This window comes from Streptomyces sp. NPDC037421 (assembly GCF_055602105.1).
In genome coordinates this window covers 75,396-96,752 of sequence record NZ_JBVJWV010000013.1, presented here as the reverse complement: position 1 = coordinate 96,752, position 21,357 = coordinate 75,396, and the positions used below count along the sequence as shown (strand labels likewise).

Annotated in this window: 17 protein-coding genes; 10 read left to right on the top strand and 7 right to left on the bottom strand. The window is 71.5% G+C overall.

All coding sequences use genetic code 11. From position 1 onward, the window contains the following. The first annotated feature begins 18 nt into the window (after positions 1-18). From ACZ7IF_RS20535 to ACZ7IF_RS20520, 4 genes are all read left to right on the top strand, one after another. The gene (locus ACZ7IF_RS20535; protein ID WP_470973105.1) at positions 19-1,272 is read left to right on the top strand and encodes an MFS transporter; all 1,254 of its coding nucleotides are present in this window, start codon (positions 19-21) and stop codon (positions 1,270-1,272) included. Between the two features lie 21 nt (positions 1,273-1,293). Continuing rightward, complete coding sequence (locus ACZ7IF_RS20530; protein ID WP_470973102.1) at positions 1,294-1,803, top strand: MarR family winged helix-turn-helix transcriptional regulator; 510 nt, start codon at positions 1,294-1,296, stop codon at positions 1,801-1,803. A gap of 69 nt (positions 1,804-1,872) precedes the next feature. Beyond that, a complete protein-coding gene (locus ACZ7IF_RS20525) occupies positions 1,873-2,202 on the top strand; it encodes a DUF3817 domain-containing protein (protein ID WP_362459597.1) in 330 nt (109 codons plus the stop codon). A gap of 97 nt (positions 2,203-2,299) precedes the next feature. Further along, complete coding sequence (locus ACZ7IF_RS20520; protein WP_470973100.1) at positions 2,300-4,000, top strand: acyl-CoA mutase large subunit family protein; 1,701 nt, start codon at positions 2,300-2,302, stop codon at positions 3,998-4,000. Positions 4,001-4,072: 72 nt separating this feature from the next. Here ACZ7IF_RS20520 and ACZ7IF_RS20515 read toward each other — a convergent pair whose 3' ends face one another. After that, entirely contained in the window at positions 4,073-4,711 is a 639-nt protein-coding gene (locus tag ACZ7IF_RS20515; RefSeq protein WP_470973098.1) for a TetR/AcrR family transcriptional regulator, read from the bottom strand. Positions 4,712-4,941: 230 nt separating this feature from the next. On the opposite strand from ACZ7IF_RS20515, the gene ACZ7IF_RS20510 reads away from it, so the two are divergent. The 4 genes from ACZ7IF_RS20510 (at position 4,942) to ACZ7IF_RS20495 (ending at position 9,106) form a co-directional block, all read left to right on the top strand. Then, on the top strand, positions 4,942-5,931 hold the full coding sequence (locus ACZ7IF_RS20510) for a tetratricopeptide repeat protein (RefSeq protein ID WP_470973096.1): 990 nt from the start codon (positions 4,942-4,944) through the stop codon (positions 5,929-5,931). Between the two features lie 586 nt (positions 5,932-6,517). Further along, complete coding sequence (locus ACZ7IF_RS20505; protein ID WP_470973094.1) at positions 6,518-7,168, top strand: DUF6230 family protein; 651 nt, start codon at positions 6,518-6,520, stop codon at positions 7,166-7,168. Between the two features lie 113 nt (positions 7,169-7,281). Beyond that, the gene (locus tag ACZ7IF_RS20500) at positions 7,282-7,836 is read left to right on the top strand and encodes a DUF6114 domain-containing protein (protein WP_470973092.1); all 555 of its coding nucleotides are present in this window, start codon (positions 7,282-7,284) and stop codon (positions 7,834-7,836) included. Then, a complete protein-coding gene (locus ACZ7IF_RS20495) occupies positions 7,826-9,106 on the top strand; it encodes a hypothetical protein (protein WP_470973090.1) in 1,281 nt (426 codons plus the stop codon). The genes ACZ7IF_RS20500 and ACZ7IF_RS20495 overlap by 11 nt, the downstream gene beginning before the upstream one ends. Before the next feature lie 60 nt (positions 9,107-9,166). On the opposite strand, the gene ACZ7IF_RS20490 is transcribed toward ACZ7IF_RS20495, so the two are convergent. The 5 genes from ACZ7IF_RS20490 to pta all read right to left on the bottom strand — a co-directional run bounded on the left by ACZ7IF_RS20490 (position 9,167) and on the right by pta (position 18,543). After that, positions 9,167-9,520: a hypothetical protein gene (locus tag ACZ7IF_RS20490; RefSeq protein WP_470973088.1), complete on the bottom strand. Its 354-nt coding sequence runs from the start codon at positions 9,518-9,520 to the stop codon at positions 9,167-9,169. 67 nt (positions 9,521-9,587) lie between these two features. Next, positions 9,588-13,352 carry a hypothetical protein gene (locus ACZ7IF_RS20485; RefSeq protein WP_470973086.1) on the bottom strand — a complete coding sequence of 1,255 codons (3,765 nt, stop codon included), beginning with the start codon at positions 13,350-13,352 and terminating at the stop codon, positions 9,588-9,590. Between the two features lie 354 nt (positions 13,353-13,706). Beyond that, positions 13,707-15,143 carry a pyruvate kinase gene (pyk, locus tag ACZ7IF_RS20480; protein ID WP_470973084.1) on the bottom strand — a complete coding sequence of 479 codons (1,437 nt, stop codon included), beginning with the start codon at positions 15,141-15,143 and terminating at the stop codon, positions 13,707-13,709. A 62-nt stretch (positions 15,144-15,205) separates the two neighbouring features. Further along, complete coding sequence (locus ACZ7IF_RS20475) at positions 15,206-16,420, bottom strand: acetate kinase (protein ID WP_470973082.1); 1,215 nt, start codon at positions 16,418-16,420, stop codon at positions 15,206-15,208. Positions 16,421-16,455: 35 nt separating this feature from the next. Beyond that, positions 16,456-18,543: a phosphate acetyltransferase gene (gene pta / locus ACZ7IF_RS20470; RefSeq protein WP_470973080.1), complete on the bottom strand. Its 2,088-nt coding sequence runs from the start codon at positions 18,541-18,543 to the stop codon at positions 16,456-16,458. A 224-nt stretch (positions 18,544-18,767) separates the two neighbouring features. Between pta and ACZ7IF_RS20465 the strand changes: the two genes are divergently transcribed. After that, the gene (locus ACZ7IF_RS20465) at positions 18,768-19,793 is read left to right on the top strand and encodes an ATP-dependent 6-phosphofructokinase (protein ID WP_470973078.1); all 1,026 of its coding nucleotides are present in this window, start codon (positions 18,768-18,770) and stop codon (positions 19,791-19,793) included. 117 nt (positions 19,794-19,910) lie between these two features. Here ACZ7IF_RS20465 and ACZ7IF_RS20460 read toward each other — a convergent pair whose 3' ends face one another. After that, positions 19,911-20,531 carry a helix-turn-helix domain-containing protein gene (locus ACZ7IF_RS20460; RefSeq protein WP_470973076.1) on the bottom strand — a complete coding sequence of 207 codons (621 nt, stop codon included), beginning with the start codon at positions 20,529-20,531 and terminating at the stop codon, positions 19,911-19,913. Positions 20,532-20,961: 430 nt separating this feature from the next. Between ACZ7IF_RS20460 and ACZ7IF_RS20455 the strand changes: the two genes are divergently transcribed. Continuing rightward, positions 20,962-21,351 carry a MerR family transcriptional regulator gene (locus ACZ7IF_RS20455; RefSeq protein WP_470973074.1) on the top strand — a complete coding sequence of 130 codons (390 nt, stop codon included), beginning with the start codon at positions 20,962-20,964 and terminating at the stop codon, positions 21,349-21,351. Positions 21,352-21,357: the final 6 nt, after the last annotated feature.

Here is a 21,357-nt window from a genome sequence, read left to right as displayed (position 1 = left end):
CCCGCCAGGGTTCGGGCCATGCCCACCGACAACGCGACCATCACCCCGGCGGCCGGGGACCCCGGCCCGGGGTACCGCCCCGTGTTCCGCGTCCGCGAGTTCCGCGCCGTCTTCGCCGCGCACCTGCTGTCCCTGCTCGGCGTCGTCGTCGCCGAGATCTCCCTCACCGTCCTCGTCTACCGCGCCACCGGCTCCCCCCTGATGAGCGCGCTCACCTTCGCCCTCGGCTTCCTGCCGTACGCCCTCGGCGGCACCCTGCTCGCCCCGCTCGCCGACCGGTACCCCGCCCGGCGGGTGCTCGTCGGGTGCGACCTGCTGTGCGCCGCCTGCGCGGCCGGCATGGTCTGGCCGGGGACGCCGGTCGCGGGGATCCTCGTACTGCGCTGCGCCATGGCCTTCGTGGCCCCCCTCTTCCAGGGCGCCCGCAGCGCCTCCCTCACCGACGTCCTGGGGACCGGCGAGGCCTTCGTACTCGGCCGCTCGCTGCTGCGGATGGTCGCGCAGAGCGCCCAGCTCGCCGGTTTCGGCCTCGGCGGCCTGCTGCTGGCCGCCGTCTCCCCGCGCGCGGCGCTCGCGCTGACCGCCGCCGGGTTCCTGGCCTCCGCGCTGCTGCTGCGCCTGGGCACCCGGGCCCGGCCCGCCCGCGCCGCCGCCGGTCCCGCCGTACGCGAATCCCCGCTCGGCGGGCTGCGGGCCGTCCTCGGCGGGCGCCGGCTGCGGGCGCTCACCCTGCTGTGCTGGCTGCCGCCCGCCTTCGCCGTCGTACCGGAGGCGCTGCTCGCCCCGTACACCGAGGGCGTCGGGGCCGGGACCGTCACCCTGGGGGTGCTGATGTGCGCGCTGCCCGTCGGCACCGTCGCGGGTGAACTCTGGGCGGGGTCGGCGCTCACCGCCCGAACGCGTTCGCGGATCACGGCGCCGCTGGCCGCCGCCTCCCCGCTCCCGCTGCTGCTGTTCGCCGTCCGCCCCGGCCCGGCCGTGGTCCTGGCGGCGCTGCTGCTCGCCGGGCTGGCGAACGCCTACACCCTCGGGCTGGACCGGATGTACGTGGACGCCGTCCCCGACGAGCTGCGCGGACGGGCGATGACCCTGCTGGGCACGGGCCTGATGACCTTCCAGGGAGTCGGCATGGCCCTCGCCGGTGCCGCAGCCGAGTTCCTCCCGGCGCACGTCGTCGTCGCCGGGTCCGGTGCGCTCGGCACCGCGGTCGTCGTACTGCTCCTGGCCGAAGTGCGGCGGTCGAGGGATGAGACGGGGCTCGCGGTCAAATGACCGCCCGGTAGGGTCTGGTGGATGCCCAAGCCGCTCAGCCTCCCCTTCGACCCCATCGCCCGCGCCGACGAGCTCTGGCGTCAGCGCTGGGGTCCCGTGCCGTCGATGGCGGCGATCACCTCCATCATGCGCGCGCACCAGATCCTGCTGGCCGAGGTGGACGCGGTGGTGAAGCCGTACGGGCTGACCTTCGCCCGGTACGAGGCGCTCGTGCTGCTCACCTTCTCCCAGGCGGGCGAGCTGCCGATGTCGAAGATCGGCGAGCGCCTGATGGTCCACCCGACCTCGGTGACGAACACCGTGGACCGGCTCGTGAGGTCCGGCCTGGTCGACAAGCGCCCCAACCCGCAGGACGGCCGCGGCACGCTCGCGTCGATCACGGCGAAGGGCCGCGAGGTGGTCGAGGCGGCGACGAAGGACCTGATGGCGGTCGACTTCGGCCTCGGCGTGTACGACTCGGAGGAGTGCGCGGAGATCTTCGCGCTGCTGCGCCCGCTGCGGGTGGCCGCGGCGGACTTCGAGGAGAACTGAGTCACGGAGCCGGGCCGGCAGCCGGGGCCGCGTCAAGATCGCGCAAAACGGACGGTTAGGCTCGACGCCATGAAACGAAGCGTGCTGACCCGCTACCGCGTCATGGCCTACGTGACCGCGGTCATGCTCCTGATCCTCTGTGCCTGCATGGTGGCGAAGTACGGCTTCGACACCGGCGCCGGCCTGACCCTCGCGGTCTCGCAGGTCCACGGCGTGCTCTTCATGATCTACCTGGTCTTCGCCTTCGACCTGGGCTCCAAGGCGAAGTGGCCGTTCGGCAAGCTGCTGTGGGTGCTGGTCTCGGGGACCATCCCGCTGGCCGCCTTCTTCGTCGAGCGCGGCATCCGCGCCGAGGTCGAGCCGCTGGTCACCGACGGCATGGCGACCGCCAAGGCCTGAGCGGGGCTGGGGTCCGACCGGATCCGGACACCCCCGGGGAGACTCCCCGGGGGTTTGCCATCGACATTTACTAGGACGTCCTAGTAAATTCATGGGTATGGACGCTGACGCCATCGAGGAGGGCCGCCGCCGCTGGCAGGCCCGGTATGACAAGGCCCGCAAGCGCGAGGCCGATTTCACGACGCTCTCCGGAGATGACGTCGACCCCGTCTACGGGCCCCGCCCCGGCGACTCCTACGAGGGGTTCGAGCGCATCGGCTGGCCGGGGGAGTACCCCTTCACCCGCGGTCTGCACGCCACCGGCTACCGCGGCCGGACCTGGACCATCCGGCAGTTCGCCGGCTTCGGCAACGCCGAGCAGACCAACGAGCGCTACAAGATGATCCTGGCCGCCGGCGGCGGCGGGCTCTCCGTCGCCTTCGACATGCCGACCCTGATGGGCCGCGACTCCGACGACCCGCGGGCGCTCGGCGAGGTCGGCCACTGCGGCGTCGCCATAGACTCCGCCGCCGACATGGAGGTCCTCTTCAAGGACATCCCGCTCGGCGACGTCACCACCTCCATGACCATCAGCGGCCCCGCCGTGCCCGCCTTCTGCATGTACCTGGTCGCCGCCGAGCGCCAGGGCGTCGACCCGGCCGTGCTCAACGGCACGCTCCAGACCGACATCTTCAAGGAGTACATCGCCCAGAAGGAGTGGCTCTTCGAACCCGAGCCGCACCTGCGCCTCATCGGCGACCTCATGGAGTACTGCGCGGGCGGCATCCCCGCCTACAAGCCGCTCTCCGTCTCCGGCTACCACATCCGCGAGGCCGGGGCGACGGCCGCGCAGGAGCTCGCCTACACCCTGGCCGACGGCTTCGGCTACGTGGAGCTCGGCCTCTCCCGTGGCCTGGACGTGGACCACTTCGCCTCCGGCCTCTCCTTCTTCTTCGACGCGCACCTCGACTTCTTCGAGGAGATCGCCAAGTTCCGCGCCGCCCGCCGCATCTGGGCCCGCTGGATGAAGGAGGTCTACGGGGCGAAGTCGGACAAGGCCATGTGGCTGCGCTTCCACACCCAGACCGCCGGCGTCTCCCTCACCGCGCAGCAGCCGTACAACAACGTCGTGCGCACCGCGGTCGAGGCCCTCGCGGCCGTCCTCGGCGGCACCAACTCCCTGCACACCAACGCCCTCGACGAGACCCTCGCCCTCCCCAGCGAGCAGGCCGCCGAGATCGCGCTGCGCACGCAGCAGGTGCTGATGGAGGAGACCGGCGTCGCCAACGTCGCCGACCCGCTGGGCGGTTCCTGGTACGTCGAGCAGCTCACCGACCGCATCGAGGCCGACGCCGAGAAGATCTTCGACCAGATCAAGGAGCGCGGCCTGCGCGCCCACCCGGACGGCCGGCACCCCATCGGGCCGATCACCTCCGGCATCCTGCGCGGCATCGAGGACGGCTGGTTCACCGGCGAGATCGCCGAGTCGGCCTTCCAGTACCAGCGCTCCCTGGAGAAGGGCGACAAGCGGGTCGTCGGCGTCAACGTCCACCACGGCTCCGTCACCGGCGACCTGGAGATCCTCCGGGTCAGCCACGAGGTGGAGCGCGAGCAGGTCCGTGCCCTGGCCGCCCGCAAGGAGCGCCGCGACGACGCCAAGGTGACGGCCTCGCTGAAGGCGATGCTGGACGCCGCCCGGGACGGGTCGAACATGATCCCCGCCATGCTGGACGCGGTGCGCGCCGAGGCCACGCTCGGCGAGATCTGCAACGTCCTGCGCGACGAGTGGGGCGTCTACACCGAGCCGGCGGGGTTCTAGCCCCGCGGGGAACCGGTGGAAGGCCGGTCGTGCCCGCCCTGCGGCGGCGGGCGCGACCGCCCTTCCCGTTCGTCAGGCGCGGGCCGCGCCCTGGAGGCCGTGCATCAGGAGGGCGGTGAAGGCACCCGCCCACAGTTCGTCCACCGGCTCGCAGCTCACCAGTGCCCGGTGCACCACCGTGCCCGCGATCACGTCGAAGATCAGGTCCGTGGTGTGGCGGGCCAGGGCCGCGTCCTCCTCGGGCGGGAGTTCGCCCCGGGCCTGTGCCCGTTCGCGGCCCAGTACGACGAGACGTTTCTGCCGGTCCACGATCGCCGACCGGATCCGGTCCCGCAGCGCCTCGTCCCGGGTGGACTCCGCGACCACGGCCATCAGGGCCGTACGCGCCTCCGGGCGCCGCAGCAGCCGCGCGAACTGGAGCACCACGTCCTCGATGTCGGCTTCGAGCGAGCCGCGGTCCGGCAGCTCCAGCTCGTCGAACAGCTCGGCGACGGCGTCCACGACCAGCTCGTTCTTGCCGGCCCAGCGCCGGTAGAGGGTGGTCTTCGCGACCCCGGCGCGGGCCGAGACGTCCCCCATCGTCAGCTTCGACCAGCCCAGCTCCACCAGCGCGTCCCGGGTCGCCGCGAGGATCGCGGTGTCGGCGGCCGCGCTGCGGGGGCGGCCGGGACGGCCGTGCGGGGAGCTGACACCGGGGCTGGGGTTGCGCATGGCCGAGACCATACCCGCCGGTAGGGGAACCGGCGGGGGCCTGTTCGCTGTGGTTCAGATCACGGGGCGCGCGGGCTCCGGGGGAGTTACGCTACGGCTCGTAGCGTAAGAGCGGCAACCACGCGAAGCTACTGGCGCCAGGTGGGGACCCGGCGCCGAACAACGCACAACGCAGGACGATCTTTCGGGATCCTTTTCGTCGGCGCGCGCACAGGGGGGAGGATGTACGCATGCAGCCCAGAAACATGTCCATGAGCGGCGTCGTCGACCTCGCCGCTGTGAAGGCGGCCGGCGAAGCCAAGGCCAAGGCCGAGCAGGCGCGCAACGACGCGGCCCGGCAGGGCGGCGGCGCGGGCAGCGCGCCCGGCGGCGCCGTACCATCGTCCGCCCTCGTCATCGACGTATCCGAGGCGGGCTTCGAGCGCGACGTGCTCCAGCTCTCCAATGAGGTTCCGGTCGTCCTCGACTTCTGGGCCGAGTGGTGCGAGCCCTGCAAGCAGCTCGGCCCGCTGCTGGAGCGCCTCGCCGTCGAGGCCAACGGCCGTTTCGTACTGGCGAAGATCGACGTCGACGCCAACCAGATGCTGATGCAGCAGTTCGGCATCCAGGGCATCCCGGCGGTCTTCGCCGTGGTCGCCGGCCAGGTGCTGCCGCTGTTCCAGGGCGTGGCGCCCGAGCAGCAGATCCGCGAGACCCTGGCCCAGCTGGTCCAGGTCGCCGAGGAGCGCTTCGGGCTCACCGGACTCCAGGTCGACGCCGACGCCGAGGGCGCCCCGGCGGCCCCCGCCGAGGTTCCGGCCGGTCCGTACGACGCGCTGCTGGAGGCGGCCGTCGTCGCGCTGGACGCGGGCGATCTGGGCGGTGCGGTGCAGGCGTACAAGAACGTACTGGCCGACGACCCGGCGAACACCGAAGCGAAGCTGGGTCTGGCCCAGGCCGAGCTGCTGTCCCGGGTGCAGCACATGGACCCGCAGGCGGTGCGCGCCGAGGCGGCCGCGAAGCCGAAGGACCCGGCCGCTCAGATGGCGGCGGCCGACCTGGACCTCGCGGGCGGGCACGTGGCGGACGCCTTCGGGCGCCTGGTGGACACCGTCCGGGTGACCTTCGGTGACGACCGGGACGCGGTACGGGTCCGGCTGCTGGAGCTGTTCGAGGTGATCGGCGCGGACGACCCGCGGGTCTCGGCGGCCCGTACGGCGCTGGCCCGGGTGCTGTTCTAGCCGTACTCCGGTTGCGTATGCCGCCACCGGCGTTTTGTTGACACGGAGATAAACAGCGGCCGCGTTTTGCCAAAACTTGGTAATCGCGGCCGCTGTTACTCGCAGTAAATCGAACCCCGTGAACTGTCCGGTTGGTTCGTTCTTCACCCCTTCTGTCGTGGCCCAGGGTGACACCCTGTGTGGCCGCCCGACGGCACCGGGCAAGACTCCGGTTATCCAGCCGTTACCCGCCAGTAACGAACCCCCTTGTGCCCCGGCCGGGAATGGACCACGATCGGCGACGCTCGGTCCTTCCCGCAGAACCGCTCACCCGGAACCGCGGCGGAGGGTCCCCACCGGGCCGGCCGGTGGCAGTGGCACCGGCCGTGGACAGGGGGGTCTCTGCCACACCGGCAGGGCCTGTCCTCCAGGTTGCGCGAACGCGTGGCCCAGTGGTTGTCGCTCGGGGGTGAACGCCGGTGTATCGGACGCGGCTGCGCCGCGGCTCGGCCGCCTGCGCTCCTTCCCGAGGACGTAGCACTTCTCCCATCCCAGGACGGGCCTCCCGGCCCGGACCGGAGATGTACGTCCGAGAAGGAGGAACAAGATGAGTTCACAGGTTCGTGGCGGAACCAGATGGAAGCGCTTCGCGCTCGTCATGGTGCCCAGCATGGCGGCCACCGCCGCAGTCGGTGTGGGTCTGGCGCAGGGTGCCCTCGCGGCGTCCTTCAGCGTTTCCGGCCAGGACTTCAAGGTGTCGGCCGACAAGCTCGACGGTGACGACCTGCTCCAGTACGGCAGCGTCGCCGAGGGCAAGGGCCTGGACGGCAAGCCCGCGAAGCACGCGGTCACCATCTCCGGGTTCCGTCGTGCCGAGATCACCAACATGTGCCAGTCCCTGGTCACCCCGGTCCCGGGCCTCGGCCCGATCACGATGCAGCTGCGCACCGGCCACAAGGGCACGCCCGCCGTCGCGCACAACATCTACCTGGACGTCGCCGAGCTCGACACCGACGCCACGTTCACCGACCTGGACATCGGTGTCGCGGTGGGCGACGCGAAGGACGACACGCACCCGACCGGGCCTCAGGCCAACACGGTGTCGAACAACGCCCTGTTCTCGCAGCGCGCCAAGAAGGCCGTGCTGACGAAGGTCCGTCAGAAGGCCTGGGCGACGACGGCGGGCACCTTCACGCTGCCCGACCTCAAGCTGCGCCTGATCAGCGGCAACGAGCCGTGCTACCAGGACGAGAAGTAAGCCGCTTCAGTCCTGTGAGGTGACCGGGCGGGCGGCCGGCGGCAGCGGCCGCCGTGCGCCCGTCCGGGCTCCACAGAGTTCTCCGTACCACCGTTTCCAGGGAGCTGTTGTCCATGAACCCCGAGGCCCCGGTTCGCGCCGCAGACGACCACTGGCTCACCGTCGTGCACCACCGTTTCCGCGCCTGGCGGGGCAGCCGTCCCTTCTGGGCGGGTCTCTTCACGTCCCTGGGCGGCGTTCCGATCGCCTACTTCCCCTACGCGGACCTCCGGCTGGGCAACGTCACCATCGCCATGGCCACGACCGCCGGCGCGGGCTCGCTGATCATCGGCATCCTGCTGATCACCCTGGGCATCGCCCTGTGGTTCCAGCAGGGCATCCGGGTGTTCGCGGGTGTCGCCTCGATCCTGCTGGCCCTGGTTTCTCTGCCGGTGTCCAACCTGGGCGGTTTCTTCTTCGGTTTCCTGTTCTCCCTCCTCGGCGGAGCGCTCGCCCTGGCCTGGGCTCCGGGAAAGCCGGCGGAGGAGGATCCCGAGGAGGCCGACGCCGCCAAGGCCGAGGACTTCACCGGCGGCCTCCTGGGGGTTCCCCACCCCCGTGACACGCAAGCGCCGTACGCGACCGAGACGACTGCCCACGCCGATGGCGGGAGGAACAGTGCCGGGTGACGAGACTCAGCGGGGCGTGGCCCCCGGTGCCGAGCCCCGTGTGAGAAGGGGCCCGCGCCACGCGGCGCCCAGGAAGTCACTGCTGAACAAGATCCAGATACCCGTCGGCAAGACGATGGCGCTCGCGGCGATGCCGACGGCGGTCTTCGTCGGGATGGGCATCGCCCCGAAGATGGCGCTGGCCGACGACAAGGACATCCCCTTCGCGCCCGGCCCGTGCGTGACCCGGTCCGACGAGCCCACGCAGTCGGCCTCGCCGACGCCGTCGACGTCCACATCGACGTCGCCGTCGCCCTCGGTCTCCTCCTCACCCGGTGCGAGCCCGTCCCCGGGCGCGAGCAAGGCCCCGAAGCCGACGGCGAGCCCCTCGGCCTCCCCGTCCGCCAAGCAGCCCGGGACCCCGAAGGCGAGTGCCTCCCCGTCCCAGTCGGCGTCGGCCCCGGCCGCCAAGCCGGCGAACCCGCTGGACCCGCTGGGCGTCGGCGACGCCCTCAAGGACCTCGTGGACGGACTCGGCAAGCCCCTCCAGGACGCGAAGAAGCCGGCCACCCCGGCGCCCGCGCCCACCCCGAGCGCCACCAAGACCGCCGACCCGACGGCCGACGCGATCCGCGACGCCGCGAAGAAGGCGGGCGTCAAGGTCGAGGAACTGCCCCAGGACGTCAAGGACACCGTCAAGACCCCGAAGGACGAGACGGGAAAGACGGCCAAGGACGGGGAGAAGGCCTCGCCGAGCCCTTCTCCCTCGACGTCGGCGACGACGGACCCGAACGGGAAGCAGCCCTTCCCCTGCCCGACCTTCGACGCCGAGGCCTTCGCCAACGCCAAGCTGGAGCCCGGCATCCCGCTCCTGCCGGACGAGCCCTGGTACCTGGACAGCTCGCTGCTGACCCTCTACGGCCTCGACTACGAGGGCATCGTGGAGGTGAAGACGGCGGGCGGCAAGGTCAAGAAGGTCCTGAAGTTCACGGCGGACTCGCTGGACATCAAGGACCTCTACCAGACCGTGGGCACGGGGCCCAACATCGCCCACCTGAAGTCGCGGCCGGGCTCCACGTCCACGATCCGGGGCGCGAAGGTGACGATGTACACCGAAAGCCTCAAGGGCAACCTCTTCGGGCTCATCCCGGTCGAGTTCACCCCGAAGACCCCGCCGCCCGTGAACGTCCCCTTCGCGTTCTTCACGAACGTCAAGGTCGTCCAGGCCGGCCAGTTCGGCGGCAACCTCACCGTCCCGGGCCTGAAGAACTACGTCGGCCCGGCGGAGTAGTAGTCCCGGCACGGGAAGCGGCCCGCACCCCCTTGGGGTGCGGGCCGCTTCCCGTGATGGTCACCGGCTGTGAGGCGCTCCCGGCGGATCCAGGCGGTCGGCGCGCGCCACCAGCTCCTCCGCGATCTCGTCCCAGTCCGCGAAGGCGAAGAGGTCCTCGGCCGCCTCGCGCAGCACGGCCGCGTCGTCCGGTCGCTGGAGGCAGACGATCCGGTAGGCCAGGTTGCGGGCCCACGAGGGAAGGCCGATGAAGTTCTCGGCCTTCAGCGTCCGGAGCATCGCGAGGATCTCGTCCGGGTCCGCGTAGATGATCGTCTCGACGTAAGCGAACTCGGCCTCCCCGAACCGTTCCGGGGGTGTGTCCACTCTGTTCTCGGGGACGACGGCGCGCCCCAACGTGATCAGATCCTTCATCGAGATTCCTCGCTCCGTTCCTGTGTGCCTGAGGGGTGCCGTGTGCGCGGCAGCGCCTGGCGGCGGGCTAGCCGACCCGGACGTACGTCGAGATGGAGATGAGGTTCTCACCGACCTTCATGATGTGTCCCTTGATCTTGATCCCGTCGATGGTGACGTACAGCTTCTGCAAGCCTTCCATGCTCGCGCCCGTGCCCATGTGCTCCAGCGTCTTGAGGATCAGGGCCTTCTCGATCTGGTCGGCCGTCAGGTGCGTGGTGTTCAGCGCGTCGAAGGCCTGCTCGCCCTTGCGGTAGGAGTGGGCCCGGTGGAAGCCGTGACCGGTGTTGATCGTCCACTGCCAGCCGCCGGCCGTCATCGCCCGCTTCATGTTGACGACGGCTTCGGTGACCGCCGTGGTGGTGGTGTACGCACCGAACTCCACGTGCGCGCTCACCTGGGCGATCGGCTTGAGCCGGGCCAGCGTCTGGGCGGCTGCCGCCGTCGCGCGGAAGTAGCCGCCGAGACCGACCGCCACCTTGGTCACGGCCACCGCGACCTGGGGGATCTTCAGTACGAGGGCGCCGACGAGGACGACGTTCAGTGCCGTCCACAGGCAGCTCTCCACGTCCCAGGAGGAGAAGCACTTCTTCGCGGCCGTGACACCCAGCACGTCGAGGAGGATCTGGCCGCCGTTCTCGACCACCCAGTCGATGACGTCCTTGTTGGCCGCTTCCAAGGCGGCCTTGTACTCGTCCACGCAGGCCTGTCCACAGGCCTTGCGCAGCGCTTCCTCCTGGCTGAGGTTCAGGTCCGCGCCGCCGTAGCCGGGACCGCCGTCCTGCTTGGAGGCCGCGATCTGCGCCGCGCGCTGCTCCTCCTGCCACTTGCGGAGGGCCTCTTCGGCGCGGTCCGCCGACGCGTCGGCGTCCTTCGCCGACTGCTGGGCGTTGGCCGCGGCACCCTCCGCCGCCTTCGCGTCCGACTCGGCCTTGGTGGCCGCGGTGTTCGCGGCGTCGGAGTCCTTCTTGGCCGCGTTGGCGGCGGTGCGGGCGTTGGCGGCGCTCTTCTCCGCCTCGGTGGCCTCGCTGTTGGCGGCCGCTGCCTCGCTCGCCGCGTCCCGCGAGGCGTTTCCGGCGAGGAGGACCTCGGCACCAGCCTGGGAGTTGTACTCCGTCGCCTTGGTCTCCGCGGCCTTGGCGGCCGCCGCTGCCTTGGCCGCCGTGGCGGCGGAGGCACGCGCCGCGGCGACCGACTTCAGTGCCGCGGCGGTGTCGGCAGCCGCGGCGGCGGAAGCCTGGGCGGCGAGCTTGGCGTCACCGGAGGCCTTGTCGGCCAGTGCCTTGGCGGCGGCCGCGGCCTTGGCGGCCTCCTCGGACTTCGCGGTGGCCGCCGCCGCCTGCTGCTCGGCGAGCGACTTGGCGGACTGCCCCACCAGGACCGCGAAGGCGGCGGCGGAGTCGGACTCCCGGTACGGGGTGCCGGCCGCGATGGCGGTGTTGGCCGGCTTGACGGCTTCCGCGGCCGAGTCGCGGGCGGCCATGGCCGCCTGGGCGGTCGCGTAGGCGTGTCCGGCGGTGACCGCGGACCAGGCCGAGGTCTTCTCGGCCTCGTCCTGGGCCGCGGCCGCCTCCTTCTTGGCCTGGACCGCGGCCGCCTGGGCCTTCTTGGCCTCCGCCTCCGCCTTCACGGCGTTCGCGGAGGCGGCGTCCGAGGCGTCGATGGCCTCGGCGGCGGCCGCGTGGGCCGTCTGGGCGGCCGCGTAGCTGGTCCACCACTGCGAGTTCGCGTTCTCGTACGCGGCCTGCGAGCGGGCGGCGGCGCCCTCGGCCCGGGTGGCGGCGGCACGGGCCTCGACGGCTGCGGAGCCCGCCTCGTCGGCGGCGGTGCGGGCACGGTCCGCCGCGCCCTTCGCGGTGTTGGCCGCGGCGCGGGCCTCCGTCGCGGCCTTGCGGCTGTCGCCGGCGGCGGCGGTGCCCTCGGCGGCGGCCGCCGCCGACTCCAGGGCGGCGGCGCGGGCGTCCTTGGCCCGCATGTCGCGCTCCGCCTGCGCGGCCGCGTCACGGGCGATGGCCGCCCGGTTCTCGGCGCCTTCGGCGGTGTCCAGCTTGTCCGCGGCGGTCGAGCCGGCGGACTCGGCGGCGGTACGGGCCTTGGCCGCCGCCTCGCGTTCGGTGGTGGCGCGCTTCTCCGCCGCCAGCGCCTTGTTCCGCTCCGCCGTGGCCTTGGCGTGCTCGGCCTTGGCGAGGTCACGTTCCTGCTCGGCCTTGATGCGCTGGGCCTTGGCGTTGTCGGCGGCCGTCTTCGCCGTGTCCCGGGCGGTTTCTGCCTTGGCCTGCGCCGCCTTCGCCTTGGCGGCGTTGTCGGCGGCCTCCTTGGCCTGGGCCGCCGCCGACGCGGCGGCGGCCTTCGCCTGGGCGGCGGCCTCCTGGGCGGCGACCCGGCGGAACTCGGTGTTCAGGGCGTGCGACTGGGTCTGCGCCAGGGCGTACAGGGTGTTGCTGTCCGCGACGGTGGCCTTGGCGGCGTTCGACGCCGTCTCGGCGGCCTTCGCCGCGGCCTGGGCGGCGGCGGCCGAGGCCTTCGCGACCTGGACGGACTGCTGCGCGAAGAGCAGGCCCCGCCCGCGCGGAGCCTTGGCCGCGTCGGCGAGCGCCCACGCCGCGTCCTGCGCCGTGTCGGCCTTCTCGGACGCCGTCTTGGCGGACGCGGCGGAGGCCGCCGCCTTCTTCGCCTGCTCGGCTGCCTTGGTGCGGGCCGTGGCCAGGTCCTTGGTGGCCTGGGTGAACACGGACGCGGCGGGGCGGCTCGACGCCGGCTGGCCGGCCCAGTACTTCTGCCAGGTCAGGATCTGGTCGGCGAGCCACGCCTGGCCCAGCGCCTCGATCATGGCCTCGGTGGACTCGCGCACCTCGGCCGCGGCCGCGACCTCGGCGTTCACGATCTCCGCACGCGGCTTGGCCTGGGTGGCGTACTCCTTCTCCCACTCCAGGTGCGCGGTGACGACGATCGGGGACATGACCCGGTAGAAGTCGAGCGGGTTGCGGCTGTCGCACGCGCCCCAGGCGACCTTCAGCGCCTCGACCTCGAGGCGGAACTCGGCCGAGTCCTCGGCGGGGGTCTTCTGCATGTAACCGCCGAGCCGCAGGTAGCGGGCGATGTCGCTCGCGGTCGGCATGCGGTAGTTGCCGCTCGACGCGTCCTTCAGCATCGAGTTGGTGACGAAGTCGTGGTTCTCGTCCTTGCCCTTGAGCTCGGCGGCGAGAGCCTTCGCCTTGTCGAGGGCGGGCTTCGAGGGCACGGCGTGAGCGTCGGAGCCCAGCTGGTTGTACAGGTCCCGCTGGGGTCCCAGGGTGAAGGCGACGACGTCCTTGTCGAACTTGGGGGCGTACTGGTCGATGCCCGCGCCCGTGCCGGACTTCCAGTACGGGTAGTTGGCCTTCTCCCAGCGCTCCCGCCGCTCGGCCGAGGCCACCGGGGAGCCCTCGTAGGAGTCGCGGTCCTTGATCCGGGCCTGGTCCAGCGGGTACATCCCGGTGGCCAGGTCCGTCGCGGTGGCCAGGTCGGCGGCGGGACCGGTGAGGGCCGTGGCCGCCGTCTTCTTCATCTCGGGGCCGCCGATGTGCAGGGCGAAACCGCCCGCACACCGGTCGAGGCGGGCCTGCTCGCCGAGGCTGATCGGCCGGTACGGAGGCTCGTTGTCCGGGGGGACCTCTACCGCGCCGGCGGGGGCGGCCTGGATGAGGCCGACGAGTACCGCGGAGGCGGTGAGCAGGGCGGTGCCTGCCAGTCCGCGCCGCAGGGCGTCGCGGGAAGCGCGACTCCTGCCCCGCAGGAGGGTGGTTCTCTGCACGTGCTTGTTGCCTGTCTTCAGGGGTTTTGGTCAGCCCGAAGGAAGGCGCGTACGCACGGCCGTGCCACCGCGGCATGCGGCAGCGGCACGGTGGAGCAAAGATGGTCGATTCCCCCTGTGTGCACGGGTCAGGTGCACAACCCCGTTCGCCTTCCCCCAAGGCGGTTCGAGCGTTTCACGACCGGGTTACCGTCGGTAGTGCGTTTTCGGCCACACACGCTGGGTTTCGGCCGAAACTACCGGCCGGTAGCCGCAGGCAACGGAAAGCACCGAGGGCGGCACCCCGGAAGTCCGGGGTGCCGCCCTCGGTCTCTGTGCGGCAGAGTCAGGCGGTCGGCGTCAGGCCTCGGGCCTTCAGGCGTCGGGTGCGGTGCCGCCGCCCAGGTGGTGGACGCGGACCATGTTGGTCGTGCCCGGGACGCCGGGGGGCGAGCCGGCCGTGATGATCATGGTGTCGCCGGGGTTGAAGCGCTGGAGCTTGAGCACCTCGGCGTCCACCAGGTCGACCATCGCGTCCGTGCTGTCGGCGTGCGGGACGATGGCCGACTCGACGCCCCAGCTCAGCGTGAGCTGGTTGCGGGTGTTCACGTCCGTCGTGAACGCCAGGATCGGCTGCGTGGCGCGGTAGCGCGACAGGCGGCGGGCGGTGTCGCCGGACTGGGTGAAGGCGACCAGGGCCTTGCCGTCGAGGAAGTCCGCGATCTCGCAGGCCGCGCGGGCGACGGAGCCGCCCTGGGTGCGCGGCTTCTTGCCCTGGACCAGCGGCTGGAGGCCCTTGGAGAGGAGCTCCTCCTCGGCCGCCGTGACGATCTTCGACATCGTCTTGACGGTCTCGATCGGGTAGGCGCCCACCGAGGACTCGGCGGACAGCATGACCGCGTCGGCGCCGTCGAGGATGGCGTTGGCGACGTCGGACGCCTCCGCGCGGGTCGGGCGGGAGTTGGTGATCATCGACTCCATCATCTGGGTCGCGACGATCACCGGCTTGGCGTTGCGGCGGCACATCTCGATGAGCCGCTTCTGGACCATCGGGACCTTTTCGAGCGGGTACTCGACGGCCAGGTCGCCGCGGGCCACCATGACCGCGTCGAAGGCCGCGACGACGGCCTCCATGTTCTCGACGGCCTGGGGCTTCTCCACCTTGGCGATGACGGGGACCCGGCGGCCCTCCTCGTCCATGACCCGGTGGACGTCCTTGACGTCGTTGGCGTCGCGGACGAAGGACAGGGCGACCATGTCGCAGCCCATGCGGAGGGCGAAGCGCAGGTCGTCGACGTCCTTCTCCGACAGGGCGGGGACGTTCACGGCCGCGCCGGGCAGGTTGATGCCCTTGTGGTCGGAGATGACACCGCCCTCGATGACGATGGTCTTGACCCGGGGGCCGTCGACCTCGGTCACCCGGAGCTCGACGTTGCCGTCGTTGATCAGGACCTGGTCGCCCTTGGCGACATCGCCCGGGAGGCCCTTGTAGGTGGTGCCGCAGATGGACTTGTCGCCCGGGACGTCCTCGGTGGTGATGGTGAACTCGTCACCGCGCACCAGCTCGACGGGACCCTCGGCGAAGGTTTCGAGGCGGATCTTGGGGCCCTGGAGGTCGGCGAGGACGCCGACCGCACGCCCGGTGTCCTCGGAGACCTTCCGGACGCGGTCGTACCGCTCCTGGTGTTCTGCCTGGGATCCGTGGCTGAAGTTGAATCGGGCCACGTTCATACCTGCCTCGATGAGCGCTTTCAGCTGCTCATACGAGTCGACGGCGGGGCCCAGCGTGCAGACGATTTTGGAACGGCGCATGAAGCGGATCCTATCCGTTTGTTTCGTAGCGGAATATTCCGTCTGGCGGAAAGTCCAAGTGACTACTGGGTAACCAACGCGTACGCCTGGGAGGCGATCTCCAGTTCCTCATCCGTCGGGACCACCGCCACCGCCACCCGCGCGTAGTCCGGGGAGATCAGCCGGGGCTCCGGGGAGCGCTCGGCGTTCGCCTCCAGGTCCAGCGCGAGGCCCAGCTCCTCCAGACCGGCGATCGCGGCCTCCCGCACGGCGGAGGCGTTCTCGCCGACGCCCGCCGTGAACACCACCGCGTCCACCCGTCCCAGGACCGCCGTGTACGCGCCGATGTACTTCTTCAGACGGTGGACGTAGGCCGCCAGCGCGAGGCGGGCCGCCTCGTCGCCCTCGCCCGCGCGCCGCGTCACCTCGCGCATGTCGTTGTCGCCGCACAGACCCAGCAGACCGCTCTTCTTGTTGAGCAGCGAGTCGATCTCGTCGACGGAGAGCCCGCCCACCCGGGCCAGGTGGAAGATCACCGCCGGGTCCAGGTCGCCGGAACGGGTCCCCATGACCAGGCCCTCCAGCGGGGTCAGGCCCATGGAGGTCTCCACGCAGACCCCGCCCCGCACCGCCGAGGCGGAGGCGCCGTTGCCCAGGTGCAGCACGATCACGTTCACGTCCTCCACCGCCCGGCCCAGCAGTGCCGCGGTCGCGCGCGACACGTAGGCGTGGGAGGTGCCGTGGAAGCCGTACCGCCGGATGGCGTACTTGTCGGCGGTCGCCGCGTCGATCGCGTACCGCGCCACGTGCTCCGGCATCGTCGCGTGGAAGGCGGTGTCGAAGACGGCCACCTGCGGCAGGTCCCCGCGCAGCTCGCGCGCCACCTCGATGCCGGTCACGTTCGCCGGGTTGTGCAGCGGGGCCAGCGGGATCAGGCTGCGGATCTCCGCGAGCACCTCGTCGTCGATGACCGTCGGCTGGGTGAACCGGGTCCCGCCGTGCACCACCCGGTGGCCCACGGCCGCCAGCTCGGGGGAGTCCAGGCCCAGCCCGTCGGCCGCCAGCTCGGCCGCGACCGCCCGCAGGGCGGCGCCGTGGTCGGCGATCGGGCCGAGCCGCTCGCGCTTGCCGCCCTCGGCTCCGGCTCCGGTGAGCGGCTCGTGCACGAGGCGGGAGGTCTCCTCGCCGATGCGCTCCACCAGGCCGGCGGCGAGGCGGGAGTGGTCGGCCATGTCGAGCAGCTGGTACTTCACCGACGAGGAGCCGGAGTTGAGGACGAGTACGCGCGTTGCGGTCACGGTGGGGGGTCTTTCCTTCGGGTGCGGTGGGGGGATCACTGGGCCTGGGGCCGGGACTGCGACTGCGCCTGGATCGCGGTGATCGCCACGGTGGTGACGATGTCCTGGACCAGCGCGCCGCGCGAGAGGTCGTTCACCGGCTTGCGCAGGCCCTGGAGCACCGGGCCGACCGCCACGGCGCCGGCCGAACGCTGCACCGCCTTGTACGTGTTGTTGCCCGTGTTCAGGTCCGGGAAGATCAGCACGCTCGCCCGGCCGGCCACCTCGGAGCCCGGCAGCTTGGTCGCGGCGACCGAGGGCTCCACGGCGGCGTCGTACTGGATCGGGCCCTCGATGAGCAGGTCGGGGCGCTGCTCGCGGACGGTCTCGGTGGCCTTGCGGACCTTCTCCACGTCCGCGCCGGAGCCCGAGGTGCCCGTGGAGTACGAGAGCATCGCGATCCGCGGGTCGACACCGAAGGCGGCGGCGGTGGCCGCCGACTGCACGGCGATGTCGGCGAGCTGTGCGGCGTCCGGGTCCGGGTTGACGGCGCAGTCGCCGTACACGAGGACCTGGTCGGCCAGGCACATGAAGAAGACGGAGGAGACGATCGAGGCCTCGGGCTTGGTCTTGATGATCTCGAAGGCGGGGCGGATGGTCGCGGCGGTGGAGTGCACCGAGCCGGAGACCATGCCGTCGGCCAGGCCCTCCTGGACCATCAGGGTGCCGAAGTAGTTGACGTCGGTGACCACGTCGTGGGCCAGCTCGACGGTCATGCCCTTGTGCGCGCGGGCCTTGGCGTAGTACTCGGCGAATCGTTCCCGCAGGGGGGAGACCGCCGGGTCGATCAGCTGCGCGGCCGAGATGTCGACGCCCAGGTCGCCGGCCTTCTTCAGGATCGCCTGCTCCTCGCCCAGCAGGGTCAGGTCGCACACCCCCCGGCGCAGCACCACGTCCGCGGCGCGCAGCACCCGCTCCTCGGTGCCCTCGGGCAGCACCACGCGGCGCCGCTCGGAGCGGGCCCGCTCCAGCAGCTCGTGCTCGAACATCATCGGGGTGACGCGCTCGGAGCGGGCCACCGACAGCAGGCCGCGCAGTTCGGCGGTGTCCACGTGCCGCTCGAAGAGGCCGAGCGCGGTCTCCAGCTTGCGCGGGGTCGCGGAGTTCAACCGGCTCTGAAGCGAGAAGAGTTCGGCGGCGGTCGGGAAGCTGTTGCCGGCCACGGAGACCACCGGGGTGCCGGGGGCGAGCTTCGAGGCCAGCGTCAGGACGTCCTGGGACGGGCGCTCGTTCAGGGTCAGCAGCACGCCCGCGATCGGCGGGGTGCCCGAGGCGTGCGCGGCGAGCGCGCCCACCACCAGGTCGGCCCGGTCCCCGGGGGTGACCACCAGACAGCCGGGGGTCAGGGCGTTCAGGAAGTTGGGCAGCATCGCGCCGCCGAAGACGAAGTCCACGGCGTCGCGGGCGAGCCCGGCGTCGTCGCCGAGCAGCACCTCGCCGCCGAGCGCCCGGGTGATCTGGGCGACGGTCGGGGCGGACAGGTTCTTGTCGTCGGGCAGGACGTAGCAGGGCACGGGGAGGCGGGCGGCGAGCCGCTCGGCTATGACGTCGCGGTCCTCGGGGGCCACCCGGTTGACGACCATCGCCACGACGTGGCAGCCCAGGCTCTCGTAGGCCCGGTGGGCGCTCTGGGCCTCGGCGCGCACGGCCTCGGCGGGCTGCTTGGTGCCGCCGACGACGGGGATGACGACCGCGCCCAGCTCGTTGGCGAGGCGGGCGTTCAGCGCGAGCTCGTCGGGCAGGTTGGTGTCGGCGTAGTCGGTGCCGAGCACCAGCATGACCTCGTAGTCCCGGGCCACCCGGTGGTAGCGGTCGACCAGCCGGGAGACCAGCTCGTCGGTGCCCTTCTCGGCGAGGATGGCGGAGGCCTCGTGATATTCCATGCCGTAGGCCGTCGCGGCGTCCTGGTCGAGCCGGTAGCGGGCCCGCAGGAGGTCGAAGAGCCGGTCCGGCCCGTCGTGCAGCAGGGGGCGGTACACGCCGACCCGGCCCGTCTGCCGGGTCAGGAGCTCCATGATCCCCAGTTCGACGACCTGCCGGCCGTCTCCCCGCTCGATACCGGTCACGTACACGCTGCGCGTCACGCGTGCTCTCCGTCCCATGCAGTGGATGTCTGATCAGTGTGCCTCGACCTCTTGACAATACCTCCGTCAGTGGTTAGAGCGCCCCCGGGAAAAGGTCCGGGCAGGAGGGCCGAAAGGCCTGGTGGGTGGAGCAGTGCCGAGCGCGCACCCCTCTCGGAACATGGAACAATCGGACAGGCGTCATCAAATACGCCCTTCATATGTACGGCAGGAGACACAGCACGATGCGTATCGGAGTTCTCACCGCAGGCGGCGACTGCCCGGGCCTGAACGCTGTCATCCGGTCGGTCGTACACCGTGCCCTGGTCGGACACGGGGACGAGGTCATCGGCTTCGAGGACGGATTCAAGGGCCTCCTCGACGGCCACTACCGCCCCCTCGACATCAATGCCGTCAGCGGCATCCTGGCCCGCGGCGGCACGATCCTCGGCTCGGCGCGCATGGAGCGCGCGCGGCTGCACGAAGCCGCCGAGAACGCCCACGAGCTGGCGCTGCGTTACGGCATCGACGCGCTGATCCCGATCGGCGGCGAGGGCACCCTGACGGCCGCCCGGATGCTGGCCGACGCGGGGATGCCGGTGGTCGGCGTACCGAAGACCATCGACAACGACATCTCCTCCACCGACCGGACCTTCGGCTTCGACACCGCCGTCACGGTCGCCACGGAGGCCATCGACCGCCTCAAGACCACCGCCGAGTCCCACCAGCGCGTGATGGTCGTCGAGGTCATGGGCCGTCACGCGGGCTGGATCGCCCTGGAGTCCGGCATGGCCGGAGGCGCCCACGGCATCTGCCTGCCCGAGCGCCCCTTCGAGGTGGACGCCCTGGTGAAGATGGTGGAGGAACGGTTCGCCCGCGGGAAGAAGTTCGCCGTCGTCTGCGTCGCCGAGGGCGCGCACCCGGCGGCCGGCTCCATGCCGTACGAGAAGGGCGCCATCGACCAGTACGGCCACGAGCGCTTCGCCGGCATCGGCAACCGGCTGGCCATCGAGCTGGAGCACCGCCTCGGCAAGGAGGCCCGCCCGGTCATCCTCGGCCACGTCCAGCGCGGCGGCGTGCCCACCGCCTACGACCGGGTCCTCGCGACCCGCTTCGGCTGGCACGCCGTCGAAGCCGTGCACCGCGGGGAATTCGGCAAGATGACCGCCCTGCGCGGCACCGACATCGTGATGGCCCCGCTGGCCGAGGCCGTCACCGAGCTCAAGACCGTCCCCGAGCACCGGATGTACGAGGCCGAGTCGGTCTTCTGACCGGGGGACCGGTCCTTCCCGCCGGGACCTGCGTCCCGGATCCCCCGCCGAACGGCCCCGGCGCGCCTCCCCCGGGAAGCCTCCGGGGCCGCCGCGCGCCCGGCGCGCCGTGCCGGATCAGGCACCGCCGGTCAGGGCCCAGAACCGGTCCGTGATCTCCGCGAGGAACTCCCGCCCCGCGTCGCCGGTGCCGGCCGCGCCCTCGGCGCCGCCCCAGCCGAGGGTGGCCACCATCCGCGACTGGTAGTCGTTGTAGAGGAGCTCCAGGACCCGCTCCAGGTGGGCCCTGGGCACCGGCAGCAGCTTGCCCAGCGGTTTCACGTAGGCCTGCCAGCGGGTGGTGGCCGCGCTGCGCAGCAGGTCGGCGAGCTCCTCGTGCTTGCCGGTCGCCGTCACGAACTGCGCCAGGGTCAGGCCGAGTACCGAGGCGAGGGCGGCGGACTGGCGTTCGTTGCCCTTCCAGCGCCCGGTGTCCTCCATCTTCCGGTACGCGTTCGCCTCGACCCCGATCCGGCGGGCCAGGTCCTCGGGGTCCAGGCCCCGGGCGATGCGGTGCTCCCGCAGGGTGACGGGCTCGGCCAGCAGCTCCCCGGGGGAGCACCAGAGCACGCCGGCCAGGGCCGTGAGCTCGGCGGAGGTCGGCGACTGCTCGCCCCGCTCCCAGGCCATCACGGTCTCTGGTGCGACGAGCAGTCCGTACTGGGCCCGCAGGCCGTAGGCGACATGACCGGGAGCCATGCCCAGGGCCGCGCGCAGGCGACGCGCGGCGGGGGCATTGAAAGGTGGGCTGGAGTGCACAGGGCACACGGTAGAAGTGGCCGAGCTGCGACGACTACAGACTATTCAAACAAGCCCATAACTCGTAGGAAAGTCCTATGCAGTTCATGACTTTGGGCGGTTTTCCCGGCGACTGTCCGGTAATCGGGTCATGGGAAGATCCATTTAAGGCAGTGGGGTCAGCGTACGGATCAAGCCACTCCATTTCAGGTGACCCGGGAAGCCCGGGGAGTGATCCCGGTCACAGCTCGTGAACCGGTCGAGCCCGCCGTCCGTGATCCATGGCGGGGGCCCTCGCATACGGGGGTGGCGAGGGCCCCCGCCCCCCCGGACCTTCCAGGTGAACGCCCGGCCTTCCCTTGACGTCGGCGTCAAGGAATACGGTCGGTCCATGCGCATCGGCGAACTGGCGAAGCGGGCCGGGACCAGTACCCGGACGCTCAGGTACTACGAATCACGCGGACTGCTCGCGGCCCGGCGGACCGGCAACGGCTACCGCGACTACGACGAGGACGACCTGCGCCTGCTGCGCCAGATCCGGACCCTCCAGGACTTCGGCTTCGAACTGGAGGAGACCCGGCCGTTCGTCGAATGCCTGCGCGCCGGCCACCCGGCCGGGGACTCCTGCCCGGCCTCGCTCGCGGTGTACCGCCGCAAGCTCGCCGAGCTGGACGGGCTGATCGGCCAGCTGGCCGACGTCCGCGACCAGGTCGCGCGCCAGCTGGCGGCGGCCGAGCGGGCCGCCGGGGAGGCCGTGCCGCGCTGTGAGATGACCGGCTGACGAGAG